Source organism: Alsobacter soli, assembly GCF_003004785.1.
Taxonomy (GTDB): Bacteria; Pseudomonadota; Alphaproteobacteria; order Rhizobiales; family Beijerinckiaceae; genus Alsobacter; species Alsobacter soli.
In genome coordinates this window covers 16,046-36,929 of sequence record NZ_PVZS01000032.1, presented here as the reverse complement: position 1 = coordinate 36,929, position 20,884 = coordinate 16,046, and the positions used below count along the sequence as shown (strand labels likewise).

24 protein-coding genes are annotated in these 20,884 nt (G+C 68.8%); 14 read left to right on the top strand and 10 right to left on the bottom strand.

What is annotated here, in order from left to right; all coding sequences use genetic code 11:
- Positions 1 to 7 precede the first annotated feature (7 nt).
- Positions 8 to 556 (bottom strand): c-type cytochrome, encoded by a 549-nt coding sequence (locus tag SLNSH_RS20820; protein WP_106339574.1) that lies wholly within the window; start codon positions 554 to 556, stop codon positions 8 to 10.
- A gap of 136 nt (positions 557 to 692) precedes the next feature.
- Between SLNSH_RS20820 and SLNSH_RS20815 the strand changes: the two genes are divergently transcribed.
- Positions 693 to 1,700 (top strand): ribonuclease Z, encoded by a 1,008-nt coding sequence (locus tag SLNSH_RS20815; RefSeq protein WP_106339572.1) that lies wholly within the window; start codon positions 693 to 695, stop codon positions 1,698 to 1,700.
- A gap of 15 nt (positions 1,701 to 1,715) precedes the next feature.
- Here the strand turns inward: SLNSH_RS20815 and SLNSH_RS20810 are convergent, their stop codons facing one another.
- From SLNSH_RS20810 to SLNSH_RS20795, 5 genes are all read right to left on the bottom strand, one after another.
- A complete protein-coding gene (locus SLNSH_RS20810; protein WP_106339570.1) occupies positions 1,716 to 2,120 on the bottom strand; it encodes a hypothetical protein in 405 nt (134 codons plus the stop codon).
- A gap of 119 nt (positions 2,121 to 2,239) precedes the next feature.
- Positions 2,240 to 3,199: an acetamidase/formamidase family protein gene (locus SLNSH_RS20805; protein ID WP_106339568.1), complete on the bottom strand. Its 960-nt coding sequence runs from the start codon at positions 3,197 to 3,199 to the stop codon at positions 2,240 to 2,242.
- 156 nt (positions 3,200 to 3,355) lie between these two features.
- Complete coding sequence (locus SLNSH_RS20800; RefSeq protein WP_158266844.1) at positions 3,356 to 5,254, bottom strand: ABC transporter ATP-binding protein/permease; 1,899 nt, start codon at positions 5,252 to 5,254, stop codon at positions 3,356 to 3,358.
- A 79-nt stretch (positions 5,255 to 5,333) separates the two neighbouring features.
- A complete protein-coding gene (locus tag SLNSH_RS24700) occupies positions 5,334 to 5,636 on the bottom strand; it encodes a hypothetical protein (RefSeq protein ID WP_146140341.1) in 303 nt (100 codons plus the stop codon).
- A 134-nt stretch (positions 5,637 to 5,770) separates the two neighbouring features.
- Positions 5,771 to 6,418 carry a trimeric intracellular cation channel family protein gene (locus tag SLNSH_RS20795; protein ID WP_106339628.1) on the bottom strand — a complete coding sequence of 216 codons (648 nt, stop codon included), beginning with the start codon at positions 6,416 to 6,418 and terminating at the stop codon, positions 5,771 to 5,773.
- Positions 6,419 to 6,541: 123 nt separating this feature from the next.
- On the opposite strand from SLNSH_RS20795, the gene SLNSH_RS20790 reads away from it, so the two are divergent.
- Positions 6,542 to 7,618: a GlxA family transcriptional regulator gene (locus SLNSH_RS20790; protein WP_106339564.1), complete on the top strand. Its 1,077-nt coding sequence runs from the start codon at positions 6,542 to 6,544 to the stop codon at positions 7,616 to 7,618.
- A 3-nt stretch (positions 7,619 to 7,621) separates the two neighbouring features.
- On the opposite strand, the gene SLNSH_RS20785 is transcribed toward SLNSH_RS20790, so the two are convergent.
- The 3 genes from SLNSH_RS20785 to SLNSH_RS20775 form a co-directional block, all read right to left on the bottom strand.
- Positions 7,622 to 8,032 (bottom strand): hypothetical protein, encoded by a 411-nt coding sequence (locus SLNSH_RS20785; RefSeq protein WP_146140340.1) that lies wholly within the window; start codon positions 8,030 to 8,032, stop codon positions 7,622 to 7,624.
- Positions 8,033 to 8,241: 209 nt separating this feature from the next.
- Positions 8,242 to 8,577, bottom strand: coding sequence for a hypothetical protein (locus SLNSH_RS20780; protein ID WP_106339560.1), 336 nt, complete (start codon positions 8,575 to 8,577; stop codon positions 8,242 to 8,244).
- A 63-nt stretch (positions 8,578 to 8,640) separates the two neighbouring features.
- Positions 8,641 to 9,546 carry a LysR substrate-binding domain-containing protein gene (locus SLNSH_RS20775; protein ID WP_210202552.1) on the bottom strand — a complete coding sequence of 302 codons (906 nt, stop codon included), beginning with the start codon at positions 9,544 to 9,546 and terminating at the stop codon, positions 8,641 to 8,643.
- 106 nt (positions 9,547 to 9,652) lie between these two features.
- On the opposite strand from SLNSH_RS20775, the gene SLNSH_RS20770 reads away from it, so the two are divergent.
- The 12 genes from SLNSH_RS20770 (at position 9,653) to SLNSH_RS20715 (ending at position 19,166) form a co-directional block, all read left to right on the top strand.
- Positions 9,653 to 10,687 carry an ABC transporter substrate-binding protein gene (locus SLNSH_RS20770; protein WP_106339558.1) on the top strand — a complete coding sequence of 345 codons (1,035 nt, stop codon included), beginning with the start codon at positions 9,653 to 9,655 and terminating at the stop codon, positions 10,685 to 10,687.
- A 157-nt stretch (positions 10,688 to 10,844) separates the two neighbouring features.
- Positions 10,845 to 11,930 (top strand): ABC transporter ATP-binding protein, encoded by a 1,086-nt coding sequence (locus tag SLNSH_RS20765; protein WP_106339556.1) that lies wholly within the window; start codon positions 10,845 to 10,847, stop codon positions 11,928 to 11,930.
- Positions 11,927 to 12,787 (top strand): ABC transporter permease, encoded by an 861-nt coding sequence (locus tag SLNSH_RS20760; protein ID WP_245422434.1) that lies wholly within the window; start codon positions 11,927 to 11,929, stop codon positions 12,785 to 12,787. Before SLNSH_RS20765 ends, SLNSH_RS20760 begins: the two co-directional genes overlap by 4 nt.
- On the top strand, positions 12,784 to 13,584 hold the full coding sequence (locus SLNSH_RS20755) for an ABC transporter permease (protein ID WP_106339554.1): 801 nt from the start codon (positions 12,784 to 12,786) through the stop codon (positions 13,582 to 13,584). The genes SLNSH_RS20760 and SLNSH_RS20755 overlap by 4 nt, the downstream gene beginning before the upstream one ends.
- A gap of 6 nt (positions 13,585 to 13,590) precedes the next feature.
- A complete protein-coding gene (locus tag SLNSH_RS20750; RefSeq protein ID WP_106339552.1) occupies positions 13,591 to 14,724 on the top strand; it encodes an NAD(P)/FAD-dependent oxidoreductase in 1,134 nt (377 codons plus the stop codon).
- Positions 14,705 to 15,031 carry a (2Fe-2S)-binding protein gene (locus SLNSH_RS20745; RefSeq protein ID WP_106339549.1) on the top strand — a complete coding sequence of 109 codons (327 nt, stop codon included), beginning with the start codon at positions 14,705 to 14,707 and terminating at the stop codon, positions 15,029 to 15,031. Before SLNSH_RS20750 ends, SLNSH_RS20745 begins: the two co-directional genes overlap by 20 nt.
- Positions 15,028 to 16,488 (top strand): NAD(P)/FAD-dependent oxidoreductase, encoded by a 1,461-nt coding sequence (locus SLNSH_RS20740; protein WP_106339547.1) that lies wholly within the window; start codon positions 15,028 to 15,030, stop codon positions 16,486 to 16,488. The genes SLNSH_RS20745 and SLNSH_RS20740 overlap by 4 nt, the downstream gene beginning before the upstream one ends.
- Positions 16,485 to 17,615, top strand: a complete 1,131-nt coding sequence (locus SLNSH_RS20735; RefSeq protein ID WP_106339622.1) for an NAD(P)/FAD-dependent oxidoreductase — start codon at positions 16,485 to 16,487, stop codon at positions 17,613 to 17,615. Before SLNSH_RS20740 ends, SLNSH_RS20735 begins: the two co-directional genes overlap by 4 nt.
- 25 nt (positions 17,616 to 17,640) lie before the next feature.
- Positions 17,641 to 17,991, top strand: a complete 351-nt coding sequence (locus tag SLNSH_RS20730; RefSeq protein ID WP_106339545.1) for a RidA family protein — start codon at positions 17,641 to 17,643, stop codon at positions 17,989 to 17,991.
- 297 nt (positions 17,992 to 18,288) lie between these two features.
- On the top strand, positions 18,289 to 18,627 hold the full coding sequence (locus tag SLNSH_RS20725) for a hypothetical protein (RefSeq protein WP_106339543.1): 339 nt from the start codon (positions 18,289 to 18,291) through the stop codon (positions 18,625 to 18,627).
- A 3-nt stretch (positions 18,628 to 18,630) separates the two neighbouring features.
- On the top strand, positions 18,631 to 18,894 hold the full coding sequence (locus SLNSH_RS20720) for a DUF5985 family protein (RefSeq protein WP_106339541.1): 264 nt from the start codon (positions 18,631 to 18,633) through the stop codon (positions 18,892 to 18,894).
- A complete protein-coding gene (locus SLNSH_RS20715; protein ID WP_106339539.1) occupies positions 18,894 to 19,166 on the top strand; it encodes a DUF5985 family protein in 273 nt (90 codons plus the stop codon). The genes SLNSH_RS20720 and SLNSH_RS20715 overlap by 1 nt, the downstream gene beginning before the upstream one ends.
- Here SLNSH_RS20715 and SLNSH_RS20710 read toward each other — a convergent pair whose 3' ends face one another.
- Positions 19,167 to 20,873, bottom strand: coding sequence for a response regulator (locus tag SLNSH_RS20710; RefSeq protein ID WP_106339537.1), 1,707 nt, complete (start codon positions 20,871 to 20,873; stop codon positions 19,167 to 19,169). It lies immediately after the preceding gene.
- Positions 20,874 to 20,884: the final 11 nt, after the last annotated feature.

The following is a 20,884-nucleotide window of genomic DNA, read 5'->3' as shown; positions in this document are numbered from 1 at the left end:
CGCGGGATCAGGGTTTCGGCGCTGGCGTTTCGGCGGCCGACTGGCCCGCCGGCGCTGCGGCGGTGGTCCAGCTCTTGTAGTCCTCCTCCTTGACCTCGGGCAGCTTCTTCACGAAGGCGGCGATGGACCAGATTTCGTCGTCGGGCGCGCCGGCGCCGGCGAAGCTCGGCATGCCGGTCATCCTGATCCCGTTCTTCACGACCCAGAAGATCTGCTGCGGCTCGAGGTCCTTGGCCACGTCCTTCAGGTCAGGCGGAGACGGGTTCAGCCCTTCCGAGAACTTCGCCCACTCCACCCCCGGCGCTCCGTGGCAGGTGGGGCATCCCCGGGTGGCGAAGGCGCGCCCGCCCGCCTCGACGCGCGACTGCAGGTCGCCAGGCGGCTGGTCCTTGGCGTGGCGATCGATCGAGCGGGTGCGCGCCTGCACCAGGGCCCAGTTCACGGGCGCCGGATCGTCGTACTGCGCCGCCACGCTGTAGAACCCGCCGAAGAAGTACACAGCCGCGCCGATGGCGGCGACGATGGCGAGAGCGCCGATGAGAGCCAGGAACCGCATGAGGGGCCTCCCTGCCAAGGACTGGCGACCAGCAAAGGCTCGTGGAGATGATCCCACGATCGCCCGGCGTCGCCAACGACAGGTTGCGGGTTGACGCGTTCACATCTCTGATCAGAGCCTCAGGAGTTCCGAGCGCATGTCTTCTCTCGTCCAGCCTCGCCTCGTGAACGACCCCTTCTCGGATCCGGCTTTGTTCGTCGATTTCCGTTTTGGCCGGCGCGCGATCCTGTTCGACCTGGGCGACGTGGCCCCCCTCACCTCCCGCGAGTTGGGCCGCGTGACGCACGCCTTCGTATCGCACCGGCACATGGATCATTTCGCCGGCTTCGACCGGCTGCTGCATGCGCGCCTGTATCGGCCGGGAAGGCTTTGCCTCGCAGGCCCCGACGGGTTCATCCGGGGCGTGACCGCCAAGATCGACGCGTACACCTGGAACCTGCTCGACGAGAGCTCCCCGAACTTCGAGATCCTGGCGTCCGAGTTCGTCGAGGGCCAGATCCGAAAATCGGTGCTTTTTCGATCGCAGGAGAAGTTCGCGCCGCGCCCGCATGACGCCCCCGAGGGCCTTCCGGCCGGCCTGCTGCTGCAAGACCCCGAATTCCGGATCGAGTGTGTGGCGCTCGACCACGGGACGCCGTGCCTCGCATTCGCGCTGCAGGAGACTTTACGCGTGAATGTCTGGACGGCTGGGCTGGACGAGTTGCGCCTCTCCGTGGGGCCCTGGCTCAACGCGGCCAAGCGAGCCGTCCGGAGCGGCGCTTCCGACGACATGGAGATCGAAGCGGGTCCCGGTCGGCGCGTGCGCCTCGGGCGCGTCAGGGACAAGGCGCTGCAGGTCGCGCCCGGCCAGCGGATCGCCTACGTGACAGATGCGCGCTTCACGCCCGCGAACGTGGCCTCCATTCTGGACCTCGCCCGCAATGCCGACCACCTCTTCATAGAGGCCGCCTTTCTGGAGGAGGACGAAGGCGTCGCCGCCGAGCGGCTGCACTTGACGGCCCGGCAGGCCGGCGAACTGGCGCGGCGCGCCGGCGCCCGCCGCTTCACCGTGTTCCACCACTCGCCCCGGTACCTCGACCGGCGCGAAGCGCTGCTCAAAGAGGCGGACCGGGCGTTCAGGGGCGAGCCGCCTGCCGCCGTTTGACGGCGCGCCGGCGCTTCAGTGCCCCTTCTTCTCGGTCAGAAGCTGCTCCAGCGTGCTGGACCAGATCTCCTCGGCCTGTTCGAGGTTGTCCGCCTCCAGCCGCTTGATGTCGACGATCTCGAGGTCGTCCCGAAGCTTGCTCGCCCGCACGAGCAGGAAGTCATGGCCCATGACGGCGACCAGGGCGTCCGCCGCGTGCCCGGCTGCGGCTTCGTCCTGGTCGAGGATCTTGCCGATCGTGATCTCGGCGAAGTGGTCGGCGAACATCTTGGCCGAGCTGGGATCGTCCAGCAGCTTGCGCGTCTTCAGGTCGTCCACGGCGCGGGAGTACTCGTTTCCCCGCGCGTCAGGCGTCGTGGTCAGCGCCGTGCCCACCGTGTCTTTGCCCTTCTCGTCCACCAGCACGCCAACAAACGCCATCTTCGCCTCTCGACCTGAAGTCATGCCCCAACGCCGCTGCGCGGACACGGTTCGACCGGCTCAATCGCCGAACGCGCGGGTCGGACCGCAAGTGCGCCTCACGGATTGGGGCTGCTGTATCAGGCCCGCTGGACGCCAGCCAGCAGCGCCTTGCGCAGCATCATGTGGACGCCTTTGTTTCCGTCCACCGTCTGCGTCACATGAAGGTCGCCCGCCAGCGAGCAGAGCATGTAGGCCTGCTCGCGGGAGAGCGTCGTCCGCCGGACGATGTGGGCGATCATCTCCCGTACGGCCTGGCGCGCCGCATCGTCCAGGTCCTCGTTCATGCCCATGCTGATCAGGTGCTCGCCGGTCTCGGCGAAAGGCCAGGCCCATCCGAGTTCCCTGCGAACGGTGAGCCGGAATCGGCCCCGCAGCCCGGTTTCGAGGCCGGTCAGGCAGACCTCGCCGTCGCCTTGCGCGCCATGCCCGTCACCCGCAGAGAACAGCGCGCCGGGCGCCAGCACGGGCAGGAACAACGTCGCGCCCGCCCGTAGCTCCTTGTTGTCCAGGTTGCCGCCGAACACCTGTGGGACCATCGTCGGCTGCGCCCCCCAGGCGGGCGGCGGGGCCACGCCCATCACGCCGAAGAACGGGTCGAGTGGCACGTCGAGGCCCGGCAGCATGCGGATCATGCCCGCCTCGCGGTCGATGCGAGGATGGATCAGCGACGCCTCGGGAAAGTCGTCCGGCAGCGTGCCCTTGAGCGGCTGGATGGTCATGTAGCCCCAGTCCATCCAGGGCTCCACCTCCAGGATGTCGACCTGCAGCACGTCGCCGGGCTGCGCGCCCCGGACCGCGACGGGGCCGGACACGAAATGCGAAGACGGGCCCTGCGGCAGAGTCTTCATCGCCTCCAGCAGCAGGCCCGGCACGTCGTAGGACGGATCCTTGGGCAAGCGGCTCGATATGCAGGCCGGCAGCGCATGCATGCTCACCGTATCGCCCGAGTCGATCTCGATCGCGGGCGGGATCGCCGCGTCGAAGGTTCCCCAGACCATCGTGTCTGGGCGAAACGGCAGATCGTGATGTTGGCTCATAAGGGGGAACTCCGCGGCGACCGGCGGCCGGACAGGCAGGAACGAAACGCCCGAGGACTCAGGCGCCGCTACCATCCGAATTCAATCCGCGACAGGCAACAGGCGCGCGACGAGGGATGCCCCTGCCCTCGCGCGTCTGCCGCGACGGACGGGGACCTAGGTTTGGCTCTCCTGGACGTGCTCGACCTCCGCGGCCGCGTCGGGCGATGGCCGAGGCCGCAGCCCGCGCCGCAGAAGCCGACCCAGGAACCGCTGCCGCTTCGCACGCGGCGGCGCATTCGGGTCGTTCATTTCCGCCCCGCTGGGCTTTCGGGTGAGCTCCACCGTGCGGTCGTGGAACTCCGCCAGGCTGGGACGGTGTCCGACGCTCAGCAGCATGGCGTCCGCCAGCTCGCTGTGGAACAGCGACATCATGGAATCCTGGCTCGCCTCGTCCAGGGCCGATGTCGCCTCGTCCAGGATGATGACCTCCGGCCGGTGCACAAGGAGGCGCGCGAAGGCGAGCCGCTGCTGCTCGCCGCCCGACAGCAGTTTGTCCCAGCGCTCCTCTTCGTCCAGCCGTCCTGCGATGTGCCGCAGGCCGCAACGATGCAGCGCATCCTTAAGCGCCTGGTCGGAGACGTCGCCGGCGCCCTCGGGATACAGGAGCGCCTGCCGCAGCGTCCCGTTGGGCACATAGGGCTTCTGTGGAACGAACATCACCCGCGATCCGCGTGGCAACAGCACGTCCCCGGAACCCCAGGGCCACAGGCCTGCGATGGCGCGGATCAGCGTCGACTTGCCGGTCCCTGACTCGCCCTTGATCAGAATCTTCTCGCCGGGCGCGAACATCGCGTCCGCCTCATTGATCACCACCCGCCCATTGTGCTGGGCCACGGAGAGATCGCGGATATGGAGGTTGCCGTCCTCGCTCTCGCCGATGGCGATGCGGTCCTCCGTCGCGGACGCCTTCTCGATGGCGCGCAGCGTGCGCCACAGGGCCACCACGCGGCTGGCGGAGGCATTCCACTCCGCCAGACGGATGTAGTTTTCCACGAGCCAGTTGAACGCCAGCTGCACCTGGACGAAAGCCGCCGCGATCTGCATCAGCTGGCCCAGCGACATCTGGCCGGCCAGATACTTGGGGGCGCCAAGCAGCAGGGGCACCACCGGCGCCAGAATGGTGTTGCCGTGGATGATGAAGGTCATCAGCGCCTGCTGCGAAACGACCTTGCGCCAGCGCGCCAGCACCTCGTCCAGCGTGCGGCCGAGGCCACGCTCCTCGTCCTCCTCGCCGCCGATCAGCGCGATGCTCTCCGCATTCTCGCGCACCCTGACGAGTTCGAAGCGGATCTGCGCCTCAGCCGCGTTCTTGCGCTCGGTGAAGCGGATCAGCGGGCGTCCGAGGAGCACCATGAGGCCTGACGTGAGCAAGCCGTAGGCCGCGGCGCACACAACGAAATAGCCTGGGATCGTGTGGCCAAACACCTCGATGGAGCCGCCGGCCGTCCACAGGACGCCCACGAAGACCGCCGCCATCAGCACTGCGTTCGACAACCCGATGGCGAAGTCGACGATCGGCTCCGTCGCGACCTTCACGTCGTCGGTCATCCGGAACTCGGGGCTGTCCACCTCCGGGGCCGCGATGCTCATCTGGTAGAAGCGCCGCCCTTCGAGCCACTGCCGCGCCAGATCGGCCGTGAGCCAGCGGCGCCAGCGGGCCTGCAGGGTCAGCCGGGCGAACACCTGCCCGACCATGGCGAGCACGGCGAGCACCGCCAGCACGGCGAACAGGGTGATGGCCCAGGTGACCCGGGATCCGTCGCGCGCGTCCAGCGCGTCGAAGAAGTACTTGTTCCAGAGGTTGATGCCGTACTGGACGGCGATGTTGATCGCGACCAGGGCCCCGATGGCCCCCGTCAACAGCCAGGCTTTGCCCTTGGAGTCGCCACGCCAGAAGCCCGAGGCCATGGACCAGAACTCGCGGGCGGACGCCCGCTCCGGCTCGGTCACCTCGCTGGCGAAGGAAGACCCTTGTTTCGCCTGGATTTCCTTCGCTTCAGACTTGTCGTTCATTCCGGCCGCTCTTGCCAAACCTGCAGGGGCAACGCGGCAAGCGGCAGAGCGTTCGATTTGGGACCGAGTATCGGCGCGCCTACGGCAATTGGCTGAGCCGACGCACCTCGTAAATGAACCCCGCCAGGAAAAGTCCGAACACCAGGAAGGCGAAGGACACGCCCCCAAGCTGAACGCCATCGGATCCGAAGATCAGCGCCAGCCAGACAAACAGAGGCACGCCCAGGACGATAACGCCCGCGACCAGCGGCCCGGTCTCGATCTGCGGCAGGATTCGCCTACGCCTTGGCGCCGCGCTGTCCGGTGTCCGCGCTCCGGCGAGTTGGAGCCGGCTGAAGTGATCGGAAGCCGAACGCCAGATCGACCAGTCCTCGGGCCGCATGAAGCTCTCTCCTTCTGGAATTGCCCGGCCGAAGCGCGGGCTGCGCGATGCAAGCCAAACTGCTCTTTGGAGCCGAATTTTGGCGCCCGGCAGGACGTAGTCCTTTCGGGGGGGGGCGTCGCGGCTTGAGGGGTTCAGCGCAGGCGCTCGATCTCCTCGCGTGTGCGGCCTGGGCGCGGATGGTAGCGCGGCAGCGACCATCCCCAGTGGAGCGCGGCCCCGCGCACGGCGAGCCCCGCCCCAAGCCCCGCCGCGATGGCGGCCTCCCGGCCGAGACCCACCTGCGACAGGGTCACGAACACGGCCGCCCCGCACAAGGCCGCCGTTACGTAGATCTCGCGGGTGAGCACCACCGGGATCTCGTCGCCAAGCACGTCCCGGATGACGCCGCCGAACGTGGCCGTGATCACCCCCATGGCGACCGCGACGGTGGGTCCCGTTCCCGCGAGCAGCGCGCGCTCGGCGCCCGTGACGCAGAACAGCGCGAGCCCGAGCGCGTCGAGCCAAAGCAAGACGACGTAGCGCGATTGCGGCAGGTGGGCCGCGAAGAAGGTGAGCGCGGAGACAACCAGGCAGGTCACCAGGTAGGCGGGCTCGTGCACCCAGAACACCGGCTGCCCCAGCAGCACGTCGCGCAGCGATCCGCCTCCGATGCCCGTCGCCGTCCCGAGCAGGGCGAAACCCACGATGTCCATCTGCTTGCGGGAGGCGACCAGCCCGCCGGTCACGGCGAACACGATCACGCCCATCCAGTCGAGGACGGCGGCGGCGGTGTCGAACAGCATGGAGGAGGCTCACGGGACATCGGGAATCCACTTCTCCACCATGAGGCGAAGCGCCTCAAGCGGCTCGGCTGGCCGCCTGTCGCCGTTGGCGGCGACCCCCGCTTTTGCTAAGCCGGATCCATGAGTACGTCAGGCCAGAGCGCTCCGAGGCGCCGTGGGGCGGTCGCCGCGCCGCGCGGGCCGCAGGAGCGGCTGCGGGTCGGCTTCGTCTTGGCCAACCACTTCACCCTGACGGCCTTTTCCCTGTTTGTGGACACCCTGCGCCTCGCCGCGGATGAGGGCGACCGCTCCCGCCCGATCCGCTGCCGCTGGACGGTCATGAGCCCCGGCGGGAGGCCCGTCCGGGCGAGCTGCGGAATCGAGATCCTGCCCGACGAGGACCTGGTCGACCCCACACAGTTCGACTACGTCGCCATCGTAGGAGGCCTGCTGCACCATGGCCCCCAGGTCGATGCACGCGCGGAGGAGTACCTGCGCCGAGCCGCAGGGCTCGGCATTCCGCTGATCGGCGTCTGCACCGGTTCGTTCATCCTGGCTCGGGCCGGGCTGCTGGACGGACGGCGCTGCTGCGTGAGCTGGTATCACCACGCCGACCTCGTGGCGGAGTTCGACGACATCGAGCCGGTGTCGGATCGCCTCTTCCTGATCGACGGAGATCGCATCACCTGCTCGGGAGGCGCAGGCGCGGCCGAGATGGCCGCCGCCCTCGTGGAGCGCCACCTCGGCTCGTCCGTGGCGCGCAAGAGCCTCGGCGTGCTCATGTTCGAGAGCCCGCGGGCGGAGAGTTCGACCCAGCCGCTGCCGAGCTTCATCCCGCCCGCCGCCTCGGCGCGCGTGCGCCGGGCTGTCGCCGCAATGGAGCAGAACCTGGGCGAGCCGCTCTCGGTCGCCGATCTCGCGGGCCGCGCCGGCGTGAGCGAGCGCCAGCTCGCGCGATTATTCGTGGCTGAGCTGGGTCACTCGCCCGCGGCGATCTACCGCCGCCTGCGCCTGGCCTTCGGACGGTGGCACCTCGCCCAGTCGAGCCGCACCACGGCCGAGATCGCCGCAATGGCGGGCTTCGCCGACAGCGCGCATTTCAGCCGCGAGTTCCGCAAGGCGTTCGGCGAAACGCCGTCGGCGTTTCGCCTCCGCGCGGACCTGGAGCCGCGGCCGCCATGGCCGGACGAGCCCCTGGCGGATCGCCGCCCCTACTGAACCTCAATAGCAGCGGCAGTGACGCCGGTGCCGGTGCACCGCGTAAACCCGGCGATAGACCGGGGGACCCTCCACGTACACGACGCGCCGCGGCGCGTAGACCACCGTGGTCGGGCCGTAGTAGCCGCCGTAATAGCCGTCATAGACGGGATATCCGTAGCCCCAGGCCGGCGCGGTCGCCGCGCCGAGCAGACCGCCCAGCGCCAGTCCGGCCACGCCGCCGACGACCGCCGGGCCCCACCAGCCGCCGCCCCAGCCATAGCCGCGTCCCCAGCCTCCGTAGTAGCCGCGGCCCCAGCCGCCGCGCCACGCTCCTCCGTAGTAGCCGTGGCGCCATTGGGCGCTTGCCTCCGTGGAGGTCATGGCGGTCGTGGTAATCAACGCAATCGCAGTGGCGGCCAGAAGCTTTCGCATCTTCAAACCTCCCGTTTCGCGTCAAACGACGGACATCAAAGCCGTCCCTGTCATCTCAGTTGGCTGGTCATCCCAAGGCAGCGACGCCATTGCGGCGCCGGGGACGGACGGCCCGAAGGCGCCTGCCCGTAGTCAAGTGCGCGGGGCCGTCGGTCGCAATGACTTGCGTCAGTTGAGGGAGACCGGAGAGATCGGGCCGGACAGCGCGATCAGAATGAGGAGGGCGCGCCCGTATTCCAGGTCAGCGCATTCACGTGGTTGCCCACCTTGGCGTTGTACGTCGCCGCGTGCGCCCGGTCCCGCTCGATCGCGGCCTGGTCCGCCGCCCGCGGGCAAAGCACGCGGCTATGGGCGACTTTCTGGCTGCGGAGCCAAGCCTCGAACGCCTTCTCGATGTCGTCCATGGCCTGGCTGCTCTGGAACGCCTGCGTCATCGCCGCCGTGTGGTCCGCCTCGTTGACGGCCAGGCAATAGCGCCAGTCCGCATGGGCGGTCTCAGCCTGCACGAGAAGCAGCGCGAGGACGGGAAAGAGGCGTTTCAGCATGCCGGGATTATAGATCCATCCGCCCCGCAGGCACGAGTTACGATTCGGTCAGTCCGCGCCAGCCTAGGCCGCGGCCCTCCGGAACGGTTCGAGCCTGCGCTCAATGAAGGCCATGAATTGCTGCGCGATGCCCGAGCGCGACCGCTGGGAAGACCAGATCGCGGCGACCTCGAGTTGGATCTGGGGCCGGAACGGCCGGATCACGACCCCCCGGCCGTCATATTCGGCGGCCGTGAAAGGGTCCACGATGCTCAGGCCCGCCCCGGCCGCCACCATGGCGCAGGCGATCATCGACAACGGCGTCTCCGCGCGCGTGCGCCGGGACACCCGCGCCTGCGAGAACACGGCGTCGATCCGGTAGCGCAGCTGCGTGCTGTTCTCCAGGGACACGAACTGCTCGCCCGCGAAGTCCTCCGGCATGAGCGCAGGTTTGGCCCCCAGCGGGTGGCCCGCAGGCAGCACGGCGACAGCCGGCGCCGAGACGAGCGGCTCGATCACGAGGTGGGCGGACTCGATCGGCATCTGGACGAAGCCGATTTCGCAGAAGCCCGATGCGATCCAGTCGGTCACCTGTGACGAGATGCTGCCATAGAGCGAGACGTCCAGTTCAGGACGCTCCGCCATGAACTCGCCGACGGCCCGCGGCATGAAGCCGACGTTGAAGGCCGGCAGGGCGGCCACGCGCAGCGTGCCGGCGCGACCTTCACGCAGGTCCCGGGCGGCCCGCGCGATCCGGTCGAGCCCCACGAACTGGCGCTCCACTTCCCGGTAAAGCGCCATGGCCTCCTCGGTTGGAACGAGGCGCGATCCGCGGCGCACGAACAGCGGCAGGCCCAGGCTGCGTTGCAGGTCGTGCACAAGCCGCGTCACCGCCGGTTGCGTGACGTTGAGCGCCTGCGCGGCCGCTGTGACGCCGCCCATCACGATGACGGCCCGAAAAGCCTCAATTTGCCGGGGATTGAGCATCATGCAGTCCATAACATTCCCTGATGGACTGCCGCAATCATTCGATTTGACCGGCCCCGCGCGCCCCGTCCAAGCTGGCGAAGACTTCAATTATGTGAGGGAGGGACTCATGAAGAACATGTTTGCGGGGCTGCTGCTGGCCTCGACTGCGCTGGCCTCCGGCCAGGCGCTCGCGCAGGGCAAGACGCTCTACGTGGCCGGCTACGGCGGCTCCTACGAGCAGGTCGTCCGCAAGGAGATCATCCCGCCCTTCGAGGCCAAGACGGGCATGAAGGTCGAGTATGTGGCCGGCAACTCCACTGATACCCTCGCCAAGCTGCAGGCGCAGAAGGGCAACCAGCAGATCGACGTCATCATTGTCGACGACGGCCCCGCCTACCAGGCCGTAGCCCTGGGCTTCTGCGGCGAGCTCGCCGCCGGCGACGTCTACAAGGACGTGGCGCCGGTGATGAAGTTCCCGTCCAACAAGGCGGTCGGCATCGGCATGGTCGCCACCGGCTTCATGGTCAACAAGAAGGCCTTCGAGGACAACAAGTGGCCGCTGCCGACCTCGTGGGCCGACCTCAAGGACCCCAAGTACAAGCAGAAGATCGTCATCCCGCCGATCAACAACACCTATGGCCTGCACGCCCTCATCGCCGAGGCGCAGCTCGCGGGCGGCGGCGAGAAGAACATCGAGCCCGGGTTCGAGGCCTTCAAGAAGGACATCAACCCCAACGTCATCGCTTATGAGCCCTCCCCGGCCAAGATGACCGAGCTGTTCCAGAACGGCCAGGCGATCTTCGCCGTCTGGGGCTCGGGCCGCGTCAAGGCCCTCGCGGACACCGGCTTCCCCGTCGAGTTCATCTACCCGAAGGAAGGCGGCTACGCGCTTGGCACCGCCGCCTGCCCCGTGGCCGGCTCCAAGAACGAGAAGGAGGCCAACGCCTTCGTGCAGCACCTGCTCTCGCCCGAGATCCAGGTGGCGCTCGCCAAGGGCGCAGGCACGGGCCCGGCCAACACGACCGTCAAGCTCTCGCCCGAGGAGCAGAAGGGCCTGCCCTATGGCGAGCAGGCCAAGACGCTGAAGGCGGTCGACTGGGACGCCGTCAACGCCAAGCGCGAGGAGTGGACCAAGCGCTGGAACCGCGAGATCGAGCGGTAAGGGGCTGAAACGAGAAGCGCGGGCAAACAGCTCCCCGGAGACCCGCCCGCGCCGCCTGAACCCCCTCGTCCTGCGTGACGCCCTGCGGCGCAGGGCTCCTCAGGACGAGGGGCGTCGAACACGATCCCCGCGAATGGGGCGAAAGCACCGGACCCCCATGGCCTACATCGCACTCGAAAGCCTGACCAAGCGCTATGGCGACCACGTCGCCGTGGATGCGCTCGACCTCGCGGTCGAGAAGGGCGAGTTCATCTCCCTCCTGNCGGTCGAGAAGGGCGAGTTCATCTCCCTCCTGGGCCCCTCCGGCTGCGGCAAGACCACCACGCTGCAGATGATCGCCGGTTTCGTGGAGCCCACGGGGGGCCGGGTGGTGCTCGACGGCAAGGATCTCAGCGCGGTGAAGCCAAACCGCCGCGGCCTCGGCATCGTCTTCCAGAGCTACGCGCTGTTTCCGCACATGACCGCGGCGGAGAACGTGGCCTTCGGCCTCGAGATGCGCGACGTCCCCCGCGCCGAGCGCGACAAGCGCGTGACCGAAGCGCTCGCTCTCGTTGGACTCGCGGGCTACGCCGAGCGCTATCCCAAGCGCATGTCCGGCGGCCAGCAGCAACGCGTGGCCCTCGCCCGCGCGCTCGTCATCAAGCCGGCCATCCTTCTTCTGGACGAGCCGCTGTCGAACCTCGACGCGAAGCTCCGCGAGGAGATGCAGATCGAACTGCGCTCGATCCAGCGCAGCATCGGGACCACCACGATCCTGGTCACCCACGACCAGGCCGAGGCCATGGCGCTGTCGGATCGCATCGTGCTCATGAACAAGGGCCGGGTAGAACAGATCGCGCGGCCGGACGAGGCCTATTCCAGGCCGGCCACCGCCTTCGTGGCCAACTTTCTCGGCAAGACGAACATGCTGGCCGGGACGGTGCAGGCTGGCCCGCAAGGCTCTGTGATCGCGGTTGGCGGCCTGCGCCTGCCCGCGCCCGCAGCGGCCATTCAGGGACCGACCTCCGTCGCGGTGCGCCCTGAGCGCATCGGCTTCGCCCATGGCGAGCCGGGCGTCGCCGGCAAGGTCACCATGCGCGTGTTCCAGGGCCTGCACTGGCTGCTCCAGGTGGAGAGCGAAGCCGGGCCCGTCACGCTCGTCCGCCCCAACGACGGCGCAGTCGTTCCTTCCGAAGGCGAGGCCGTCACGCTCCGCTTCTCGGCCGAGGATGCCGCTCTCCTGCCCGCGGGAGGCGCGGCGTGAAGGAACGCCTGAAGCCCACCCCCTATCTGCTGGCCGGACCCACCGCCCTGGTCTTCCTCGGGCTGGTGCTGATCCCGCTCGCCATGACGGTGCTCCTCTCGTTCTACGACTGGGGGCAGTACAAGGGCATCGTCCCGGAGCTCACGCTCAAGAATTGGCGTGAGATGGTTGCGGACGACTATTTCTACACCGTCTACATGCGCACCTTCCGCATCGCGGTGCTGGTCACCCTGGCCAGCATCGTGGTCGGCGTGCCCGAGGCCTACATCCTCAACCGCATGAGTCCCGTCTGGCGCAGCGTGTCGCTGCTCGCCATCCTGGGCCCTCTGCTGGTGTCCGTGGTCGCCCGCACCCTGGGGTGGGCGCTGCTGTTCGGCTCCACTGGCGTGGTCAACCAGGGTCTGATGAAGATCGGCCTGATCTCCTCGCCCCTGCCCTTCATGTTTACGGAGACGGGCGTCGTGGTGACGCTCACCCACGTGCTCGTCCCCTTCATGGTGCTGGCGGTCTGGGCCGCCCTGCAGCGCCTCGATCCGCAGGTGGAGAACGCCGCCGGCTCGCTGGGCGCCTCGCCCTGGACGGCATGGCGACGCGTGGTGCTGCCGCAGATCATCCCCGGCATGCTGTCGGGCTCCGTTGTGGTCTTCGCCTTGGCGGCCAGCGCCTTCGCGTCGCCGGCGATCATCGGCGGTCGCCGCCTCAAGGTCGCGGCGACGCTGGCCTATGACGAATTCCTCAACACGCTGAACTGGCCTCTCGGCGCCGCCGTGGCCACGCTGCTCCTGGTGGCCCTCGTCGCCATCATCGTAGGCTCGAACCGGCTGATCGAACGCCGCTACGCACAGGTGTTCGAATGAGCCGCAACGGTCCCCTGGCAATCGCCTTTCACGTCCTGTTCGTGACCTTCATGCTCGCCCCGCTGGGGATCGTGTGCCTGGTCGCCTTCACGCCGGAAGGTTACCTGTCGATGCCGACGCACGGCTTCAGCCTGCGCTGGTTCCGCCAGATCCTCGAATATCCCGAGTTCATCAGCGCCTTCTGGGTGAGCATCTGGCTGGGCGCACTCTCGTCCACCATCGCGGTGGCGCTGGCCATTCCATCAGCGCTGGCCATCGCGCGCTACCGCTTCCCCGGCCGCGAGGCGCTCACCACCCTGTTCATGTCGCCCCTGATGGTGCCTCCGGTAGTGCTCGGCATCGCCTTCCTGCGGTTCTTCACCCAGATCCGCCTCGCCGGGACCTTCACGGGCCTGGTGCTCAGCCATGTCATCGTGATCATCCCCTTCGCCCTGCGGCTGATCCTGGCCTCATCCTACGGGATCGACACCCGTATCGAGCACGCCGCGACCTCGCTCGGCGCGGGCGCCGCCACCGTGTTCCGGCGCGTGACGGTGCCGCTGATCCTGCCCGGCGTCGTCTCGGGCTGGATGCTCGCCTTCATCAACTCCTTCGACGAAGTCACCATGACGGTGTTCGTCGCCTCGCCCGCCACGGTCACCCTGCCCGTGCGCATGTTCCTCTACATCCAGGACAACATCGACCCGCTGATCGCCTCGGTCTCGGCCTGCCTCATCGCGCTCACCGCCGTGATGCTCCTCGTGCTGGACCGGGTTTTCGGGCTCGATCGCCTCTTCGTCGGAGCCGGAAAGGGCTGACCTCCCGTGTCCCAACCTTCCAAAGTCTCAGAGCCTGACGTCGTCGTGATCGGCGGCGGCCTGGTCGGGGGCGCCGTGGCCTTCGGGCTGGCGCGCTCCGGCGCCCGGGTCTGCGTCCTCGACGAGGGCGACGTCGCCTTCCGCGCCTCGCGCGGCAACTTCGCGCTGGTCTGGGTCCAGTCCAAGGGCCTGGGCATGCCCGAATATGCGGGCTGGTCGAAGCGCTCGGCCGACGATTGGCATCAGCTCGCCGCCATCCTGCGTGAGGAAACAGGCATCGACGTCGCCCACAGCCAGCCGGGCGGCTTCGCGCTCTGCCTGTCGGACGCCGAGATGCAGCAGCGCGTCGACGCCATGAAGCGGCTGCACAACCAGATCAACATGGTCGAGTACGGCTACGAGGTGCTCGACCACGCCGAAACCAAGCGCCGCCTGCCGGACATCGGCCCGGACGTGGTCGGGTCGATCTACAGCCCCGTCGACGGCCACGTGAACTCGCTGCGCCTGTTCCGGGCCCTCCACGAGGGCCTGCAGCGCCGGGGCGCCGACTACCGGCCCAACCACCCGGTGGACACGATCACCCCGGAGAACGGCGGCTTCCGCGTCGTCGGCCCCTGGGGCGAGATCCGGGCCCCCAAGGTCGTGCTCGCGGCCGGGCTGGGCAACGCCCGGCTCGCCCCCATGGTCGGCCTTTATGCGCCGGTGAAGCCCAGCAAGGGCCAGGTGATCGTCACCGAAAAGACCGCCCCCTTCCTGCATCACCCCATGGGCACGCTGCGCCAAACCGACGAGGGCGGCGTCATGATCGGCGACAGCCAAGAGGACCTGGGCTTCGACACGGTGGTGACCCAGCCCGTGATCTCCATCATGGCCGAGCGCGCCGTGCGGATGTTCCCCCGGCTGGCCGGGCTCAACGTGGTGCGCACCTGGTCGGCCCTGCGCGTCATGAGCCCCGACGGGTTCCCGATCTACGAGCAGTCGACCACTCATCCGGGCGCCTTCGTGACGACCTGCCACTCGGGCGTCACGCTCGCCGCCAACCACGCGCTGACGATCGCGCCCGCCATCCAGGCCGGCGCGCTGCCCGAGTTCGTGGCCACCTTCAACTCGCGGAGATTCCATGTTCCGGCCCATGCGTGATCCCGGCGCGCCGGCTGCTGCGCCGCTGCGCTTCACCTTTGATGGCGCTCCCATGACGGCCCGCGCCGGCGACACCGTCGCCGCGGCGCTGCTCGCCAACGGCGTCTCCGTGAACCGCCACACCCCGGTCTCCGGGGCGCCCCGCGGCGCCTATTGCATGATGGGAGTGTGCTTCGAGTGCCTCGTCGTCATCGACGGCGTCGGCAACCGCCAGGGCTGCCTGGTCCCGCTGGAGGAGGGCATGCGCATCGAGACCCAGCGCGGGCCGCGGCAGGCCGAGGCCCTCAGCCAGGAGATCGGGGCATGAACCGCGTCACGGATGTCTCCGCCCTTAAGGAGCAGTACGACCTCGTGGTGGTGGGCGCCGGCCCGGCCGGCCTCTCCGCCGCCGCGACCGCCGCCGAGCTCGGCCTCTCGGTCCTGCTCGCGGACGAGAACCCCGCCCCCGGCGGCCAGATCTACCGCGCGGTCACCACCACGCCGGTGCAGCGCCGCGAGGTGCTGGGCGAGGATTACTGGCGCGGCCAGCCCATCGTGCAGCGCTTCGAGCGCAGCGCGGCGGATTACGCGGCCCGGACCACGGTCTGGACCGTCGGCCGGACCGAACTGATGAGCGGCGGCGAAGGCTTCGAGGTCGGCGTCTCGGCCGACGGCCAGGCGCGCCTGATCGACGCCCGGCACGTGATCCTCGCCACCGGCGCCCTGGAGCGCCCCATGCCCATCCCGGGCTGGACGCTGCCCGGCGTCATGACCGCCGGCGCCGCCCAGATCGCGCTCAAGAGCGCCGGCATTGTGCCGGACGGCCGCGTGGTGCTGGCCGGCTGCGGTCCCCTCCTCTACTTGCTCGCGTCCCAGCTCCAGTCCGCCGGCGCCAACATCGTCGCGGTGCTGGACACGACGGAGCGGGGCAACGCTCTCGCGGCCGCGGGCGCCCTGCCCGACTTCCTCCTGTCTCCGTACCTGGCGAAGGGCCTCAAGCTGATGCTGGCCGCCCGCCGCAAGCTGCGCTTCGTGGGCGGGGTCACCGGGTTGCGCGCCGAGGGAGAGGGCCGCGTGAAGCAGGTCGTGGTGGAGCGGGGTTCCGCCCGCGAGACCATCGCCTGCGACATGCTCCTGCTGCACCAGGGCGTCATTCCCAACGTCAACATGACGAGCGCGGTGGGCTGCGAGCAGGTCTGGGACGAGCAGGGCCATTGCTGGGCGCCCAAGCTCGACGCCTGGTTCGGCGCGAGCGTGCCGGGAATCTCCATCGCGGGCGACGGCGCCGGCATCGGCGGCGCGGAGAGCGCGGCCCTGCGCGGCGAGGTCGCGGCCCTTGAGGCCGCGCGCCGGGTCGGCCGCATTGACGAAGCGGACCGCGATCGCCGGGCCGCTTCGGTCCGGGCAACGCTGGCCCGGGCCATGCGCGGCCGCCGTTTCCTGGATGTGCTCTACCGCCCGGCCAAGGCCTTCCTGGCCCCGAAGGACGCAGCCACGGTGGTCTGTCGCTGCGAGGAGGTCACCGCCGGGCAGCTGCGCGAGACCACGCGCAAGCTGGGCGTGCAGGGCCCCAACCAGATGAAGACCTTCCTGCGCTGCGGCATGGGCCCCTGCCAGGGCCGCCTCTGCGGCCCGACCGTGACGGAGATCATCGCCGAAGAGCGCGGCGTCGCGCCCGCCGAGGTGGGCTACTACCGCCTGCGCCCGCCGGTGAAGCCGGTGACCCTGGGCGAGCTCGCCAACCTGCCGAAGACCGAGGCCGCCGTGAAGGCGGTGTGCAGGTGACAACCACCAGCACCGCCGACGTCGTCGTCATCGGCGCCGGCATCCACGGCTGCTCCACGGCCCTGCACTGCGCCCAGCGGGGCATGAAGGTCGTGCTGATCGAGAAGGACCACGCCGGCCGCCACGCCTCCGGCGTGAACGCCGGCGGCGTTCGCCAGCTCGCGCGCCACGTGGCCGAGATCCCGCTGTCCAACCACTCCATGGACATCTGGCATCGTATCGCCGACCTCGTGGACGACGACTGCGGCTTCGTCAGCGACGGCCAGGTGCTCGTGGCGGAAACGGAGCAGGAACTCGCGGTCTTCCGCGAGCGCGTGGAAGACTTGAACCTCCGCGGCTTCCATCATGAGGAGCTGATCGACGCGAAGGAGCTGCGCCGGCTGCTGCCAGCCGTCGCCGAGACGTGCCCCGGCGGCGTGGTCTCGCGTCGGGACGGGGCCGCGGTCCCATTCCGCGCGACCCAGGCCTTCAAGCGCAAGGCCGTGGCGCTCGGCGTCGACCTGCGCGAAGGCGTCCGCGTCACCGGCCTCACGCGCGACGGCGCGCAATGGCGGGTGGAGACGGCCGAAGGCGACGTCCTCGCCCCCAAGGTGGTGAACGCCGCCGGGGCCTGGGCAGGCCGGCTCGCCGCGAGCGTCGGCGAGCCCGTGCCGCTGGAGGTGATCGCCCCCATGCTGATGATCACCGGCCGGGTCGAGCCCTTCATCAGGCCGGTGGTGATCCTCCGGGGCCGCAAGCTCTCCTTCAAGCAGTTCGCCAACGGCACGGTGCTCATCGGGGGCGGCTACCTCGGCCGCGCCTTCCCGGACGAGAACCGCACGGAGCTGGACTGGGACAAGCTGTCTCAGAACGCCCGGACGGTCTGGGAGCTGTTCCCAGTCATGCGCTCGGCGACGATCATACGCGCCTGGGCCGGGATCGAGGCCCGCATGGCGGACGAGGTCCCGGTGTTCGGGCCGAGCGCCAAGCACGAGGGGCTGTTCCACCAGTTCGGCTTCTCCGCCCACGGCTTCCAGCTCGGCCCGGGCGCCGGCTCCGTCATGGCGGAGCTCGTCGCCACGGGCGCCACGAACGTGCCGATCGACGGGCTGCGCATCCAGCGCTTCCAAACCGCCGCTTCGGCCTGACTTCCCACCCCGTAGAGGACCAGAGATGACCATCAAGCGTTCAATCCGCACGCCCATCATGCACCGCGTCGTCGAGGCGAACGGCCTCGTCTTCGTCGGCGGCACGATCGCGGACGACACCACCCTCTCCATGGGCGGCCAGACCGAGAACATCCTGAAGAAGATCGACAACTACCTGGCCGAGGCCGGGACCGACAAGACGAAGCTCGTCGCCGCTACGATCTTCGTGACCGACCTCTCCAAGAAGAAGGAGATGGACGCCGCCTGGACCGCCTGGCTCTCGCCCGAGATCCTGCCCGTGCGCGCCACCGTCGGCGTGGCCGACCTCGGCGGCGGCGCCCTGATCGAGATCGTGGTCACGGCCGCCAAGGGCTGATCCTCGACGCTTTCCCGCGCGTCCAGTAGTGGGCGCGCGGGAAAGCGGCTCTCGGGCGGTGCGAAGCTTCAGCTTAACGAGCGCTCGATTCGAAATTCATAGCCCAAGCTGATTCGTAGCGATGCTTGGTGATTCCAAATTCAATTCCGCACGCCGCCTCGCCGAAAAGGTATGCTTGCTGACACAGCGGGCGCGACATCGAAGGCTCTGCTTGCCTTGCATCGCAGGTTGCTCTAGCCCTGCAGCGGGCTGAAGAAGGACGACCAGGGATTGATTGAGGCTGACGTCCTCCGATTCATGAACGCGTCCGTGGCTTCGGTGTGGGAATTGGAGCTCTTGCTGCTCCTGCGCCGCGGCCGGGACCGGGACTGGACCCACGACCAACTGGTGCGCGAACTGCGCGCCAGCCCCTCCATTATCGGCAAGGGGCTGGAACGGCTTCAAAAGGCTGGACTGGTGGTCGCTGACGGCGCGCTCTGCAGGTACGCGGCCGCAGGCCGTCACCTGGACGAACTGGTCGACCGCCTCGACCAGCTCTACCGGGACCGCCCCACCACCGTGATGAACGCCGTCCTGGGCGCCCCCAACGCCAAGCTCCAGAGCTTTGCGGACGCATTCCGGCTGAAGAAGGACTGAGGCATGGCGCTCAAGGCCGCGATATACCTGCTCTGCCTGCTTGCAAGCGTCGGCTGCGCCGCTGTGCTCTTCGCCAGCTATCGCCGCAAGGCTACCCGACTGGCCTTGTGGACGGCCCTGTGCTTCGCGCTGCTGGCGCTGAACAACCTGTTCGTGGTGCTGGATATCCTCATCCTGCCCAACGTCGACCTGGTGCCCGCCCGCAAACTGACGTCCCTTGCGGCCGCGGCCGTCATGGTCGCGGGCTTTGTCTGGGAGACGGAGTGATGACCGCGCAGGCGATCGACTTCACCTCCGGTCTGACCGCGATGGGCTTCCTGACCAGCGCCCTGTTCTTTCTCCGTTTCTGGACGCGTGCTCGCGACGGCCTCTTCCTCGCCTTCGCCGCTGCTTTCGCCCTGCTCGCGCTGGAGCAGGGCGTCGGCACATGGTTCAACGCCATCCGAGAGGAGCAGGGTTGGGTTTACCTGCTTCGCTTGGCCGCCTTCCTGGTCATCATCGTGTCGGTGATCCGTAAAAACCGCGAAGCGCCTCGCTGATCAGATGGCCCGGCGCTTGGCGGCCGACCGATCTGCGTCCGCTGTGGCGCGGGCGATCGCCGCCGCGAGTTCATCCTGCGTGAACGGCTTGGACAAGCGGATGGCGTCCACGGGCGCCGGGCCGGACGGCAACTCGGCGTAGCCGCTGGCCAGGATGGCCCTGACCTCAGGATATTGCTCCCTCAGGCGAGCCACGAGCTCCGCCCCGCTCATGCCAGGCATCGCGTGGTCGGTCAGCACGAGATCGACCATGGCCTTCGATCCGAGGATCGCGAGCGCCTGTGCGGCTGAATCCGCCTCGATCACCTCGTGCCCAAGGTCTTCCATCATGGCCGCCGTTCCGGTGCGCACCAGGGCGTCGTCGTCCACGATCAGAACGCGCTTGGCCGGCGCCCTCGCCAAGGTCGGCTGGCGCTGGGAGGAGGCCCGGGACGGCGCCTTCGCCGCATCGCCCTGCGCCACGGGCAGGAGCAGGTGGGCCACCGTGCCCTCGCCCACCCGGCTCGACAGGCGCAGCACCCCGCCGCTCTGGGCGGCCATGCCGTGCACCATGGAGAGGCCCAGCCCCGTGCCCTTGCCCGGGCCCTTCGTGGTGAAGAACGGCTCCGCCGCCTTCGCCAGGGTCGCCTCGTCCATGCCGGTACCCGTGTCCTTCACGGCGATGCACAGGTAGTCGCCGGGCGCGAGCCCGTCCTGGGAAGGCGCCACAAGCGAGATCCGCTCGGCCGAGATGCGCAGGCTGCCGCCCTCGGGCATCGCGTCGCGGGCGTTCACGGCCAGGTTGAGGAAGGCGAGCTCCAGTTGGTTCACGTCGGCGCGGACCGGCGGGAGATCACTGTCCAGCGCCGTCTCGATCCGGATCGAGGGGCCGACTGCGCGGCTCAGCAGGTCTTCGATGCCGTTCAGCAGCGTGTCGACCCGCACGGCCTCCGGCTTCAGCTCCTGCCGCCGCGCGAACGCCAGCAAGCGCTTGGTCAGCGCGGCCCCGCGTTCGGCGCCCTCGATGGCGTTCTCCAGCAGGCGCACGCCCCTTTCGTCCGTGACGCGCTTGCGCAGCAGCTCCAGGCTGCCGAGCACGGCCATCAGCAGGTTGTTGAAGTCGTGCGCGACCCCGCCCGTGAGCTGGCCGATGGTGTCCATCTTCTGCGCTTCGAACAGCTGCGCCAGCGCCGCCTCGCGCTCGCGCGTCCGCTCCTCGATGCGAGCCTCCAACTCCTCGTTGAGTCGCGACAGGGCCTGCGTCGAGGCCTCCAACTCGGCCGTACGCTCGGAGACGCGCAGCTCCAGCTCCTCGTTCATGCGCTCGAGCTGCCGGGTCTTCCGATAGAGGTCGATGAAGATACGCACTTTCGCGCGCAGCATCTCGGGCGCCACGGGAACCGGGACGTAGTCCACAGCGCCCGCCGCGTAGCCACGCATCCGGTCGAGGTCCGTGAGATGGATCGCCGACACGAAGATGATCGCGATCTTCTCGAAGCGCGGGTGCTCACGGATCATGGCCGCAAGCTCGAAGCCGTCCAGCTCCGGCATCTGCACGTCCATGAGCACCACGGCCACGTCCGACTTGAGCAGGTGCTCGAAAGCCTCGCGCGCGTTCGTGGCCGTGAGCAGGTTCTCGCCCAGGCCTTCCAGGATCACCTCGTAGCTGAGCAGCTTCGCCGGCTGGTCATCGACGAGGAGGATGTTGACCTTGTCCTGTTCGCTCACTCTGGTCGCGC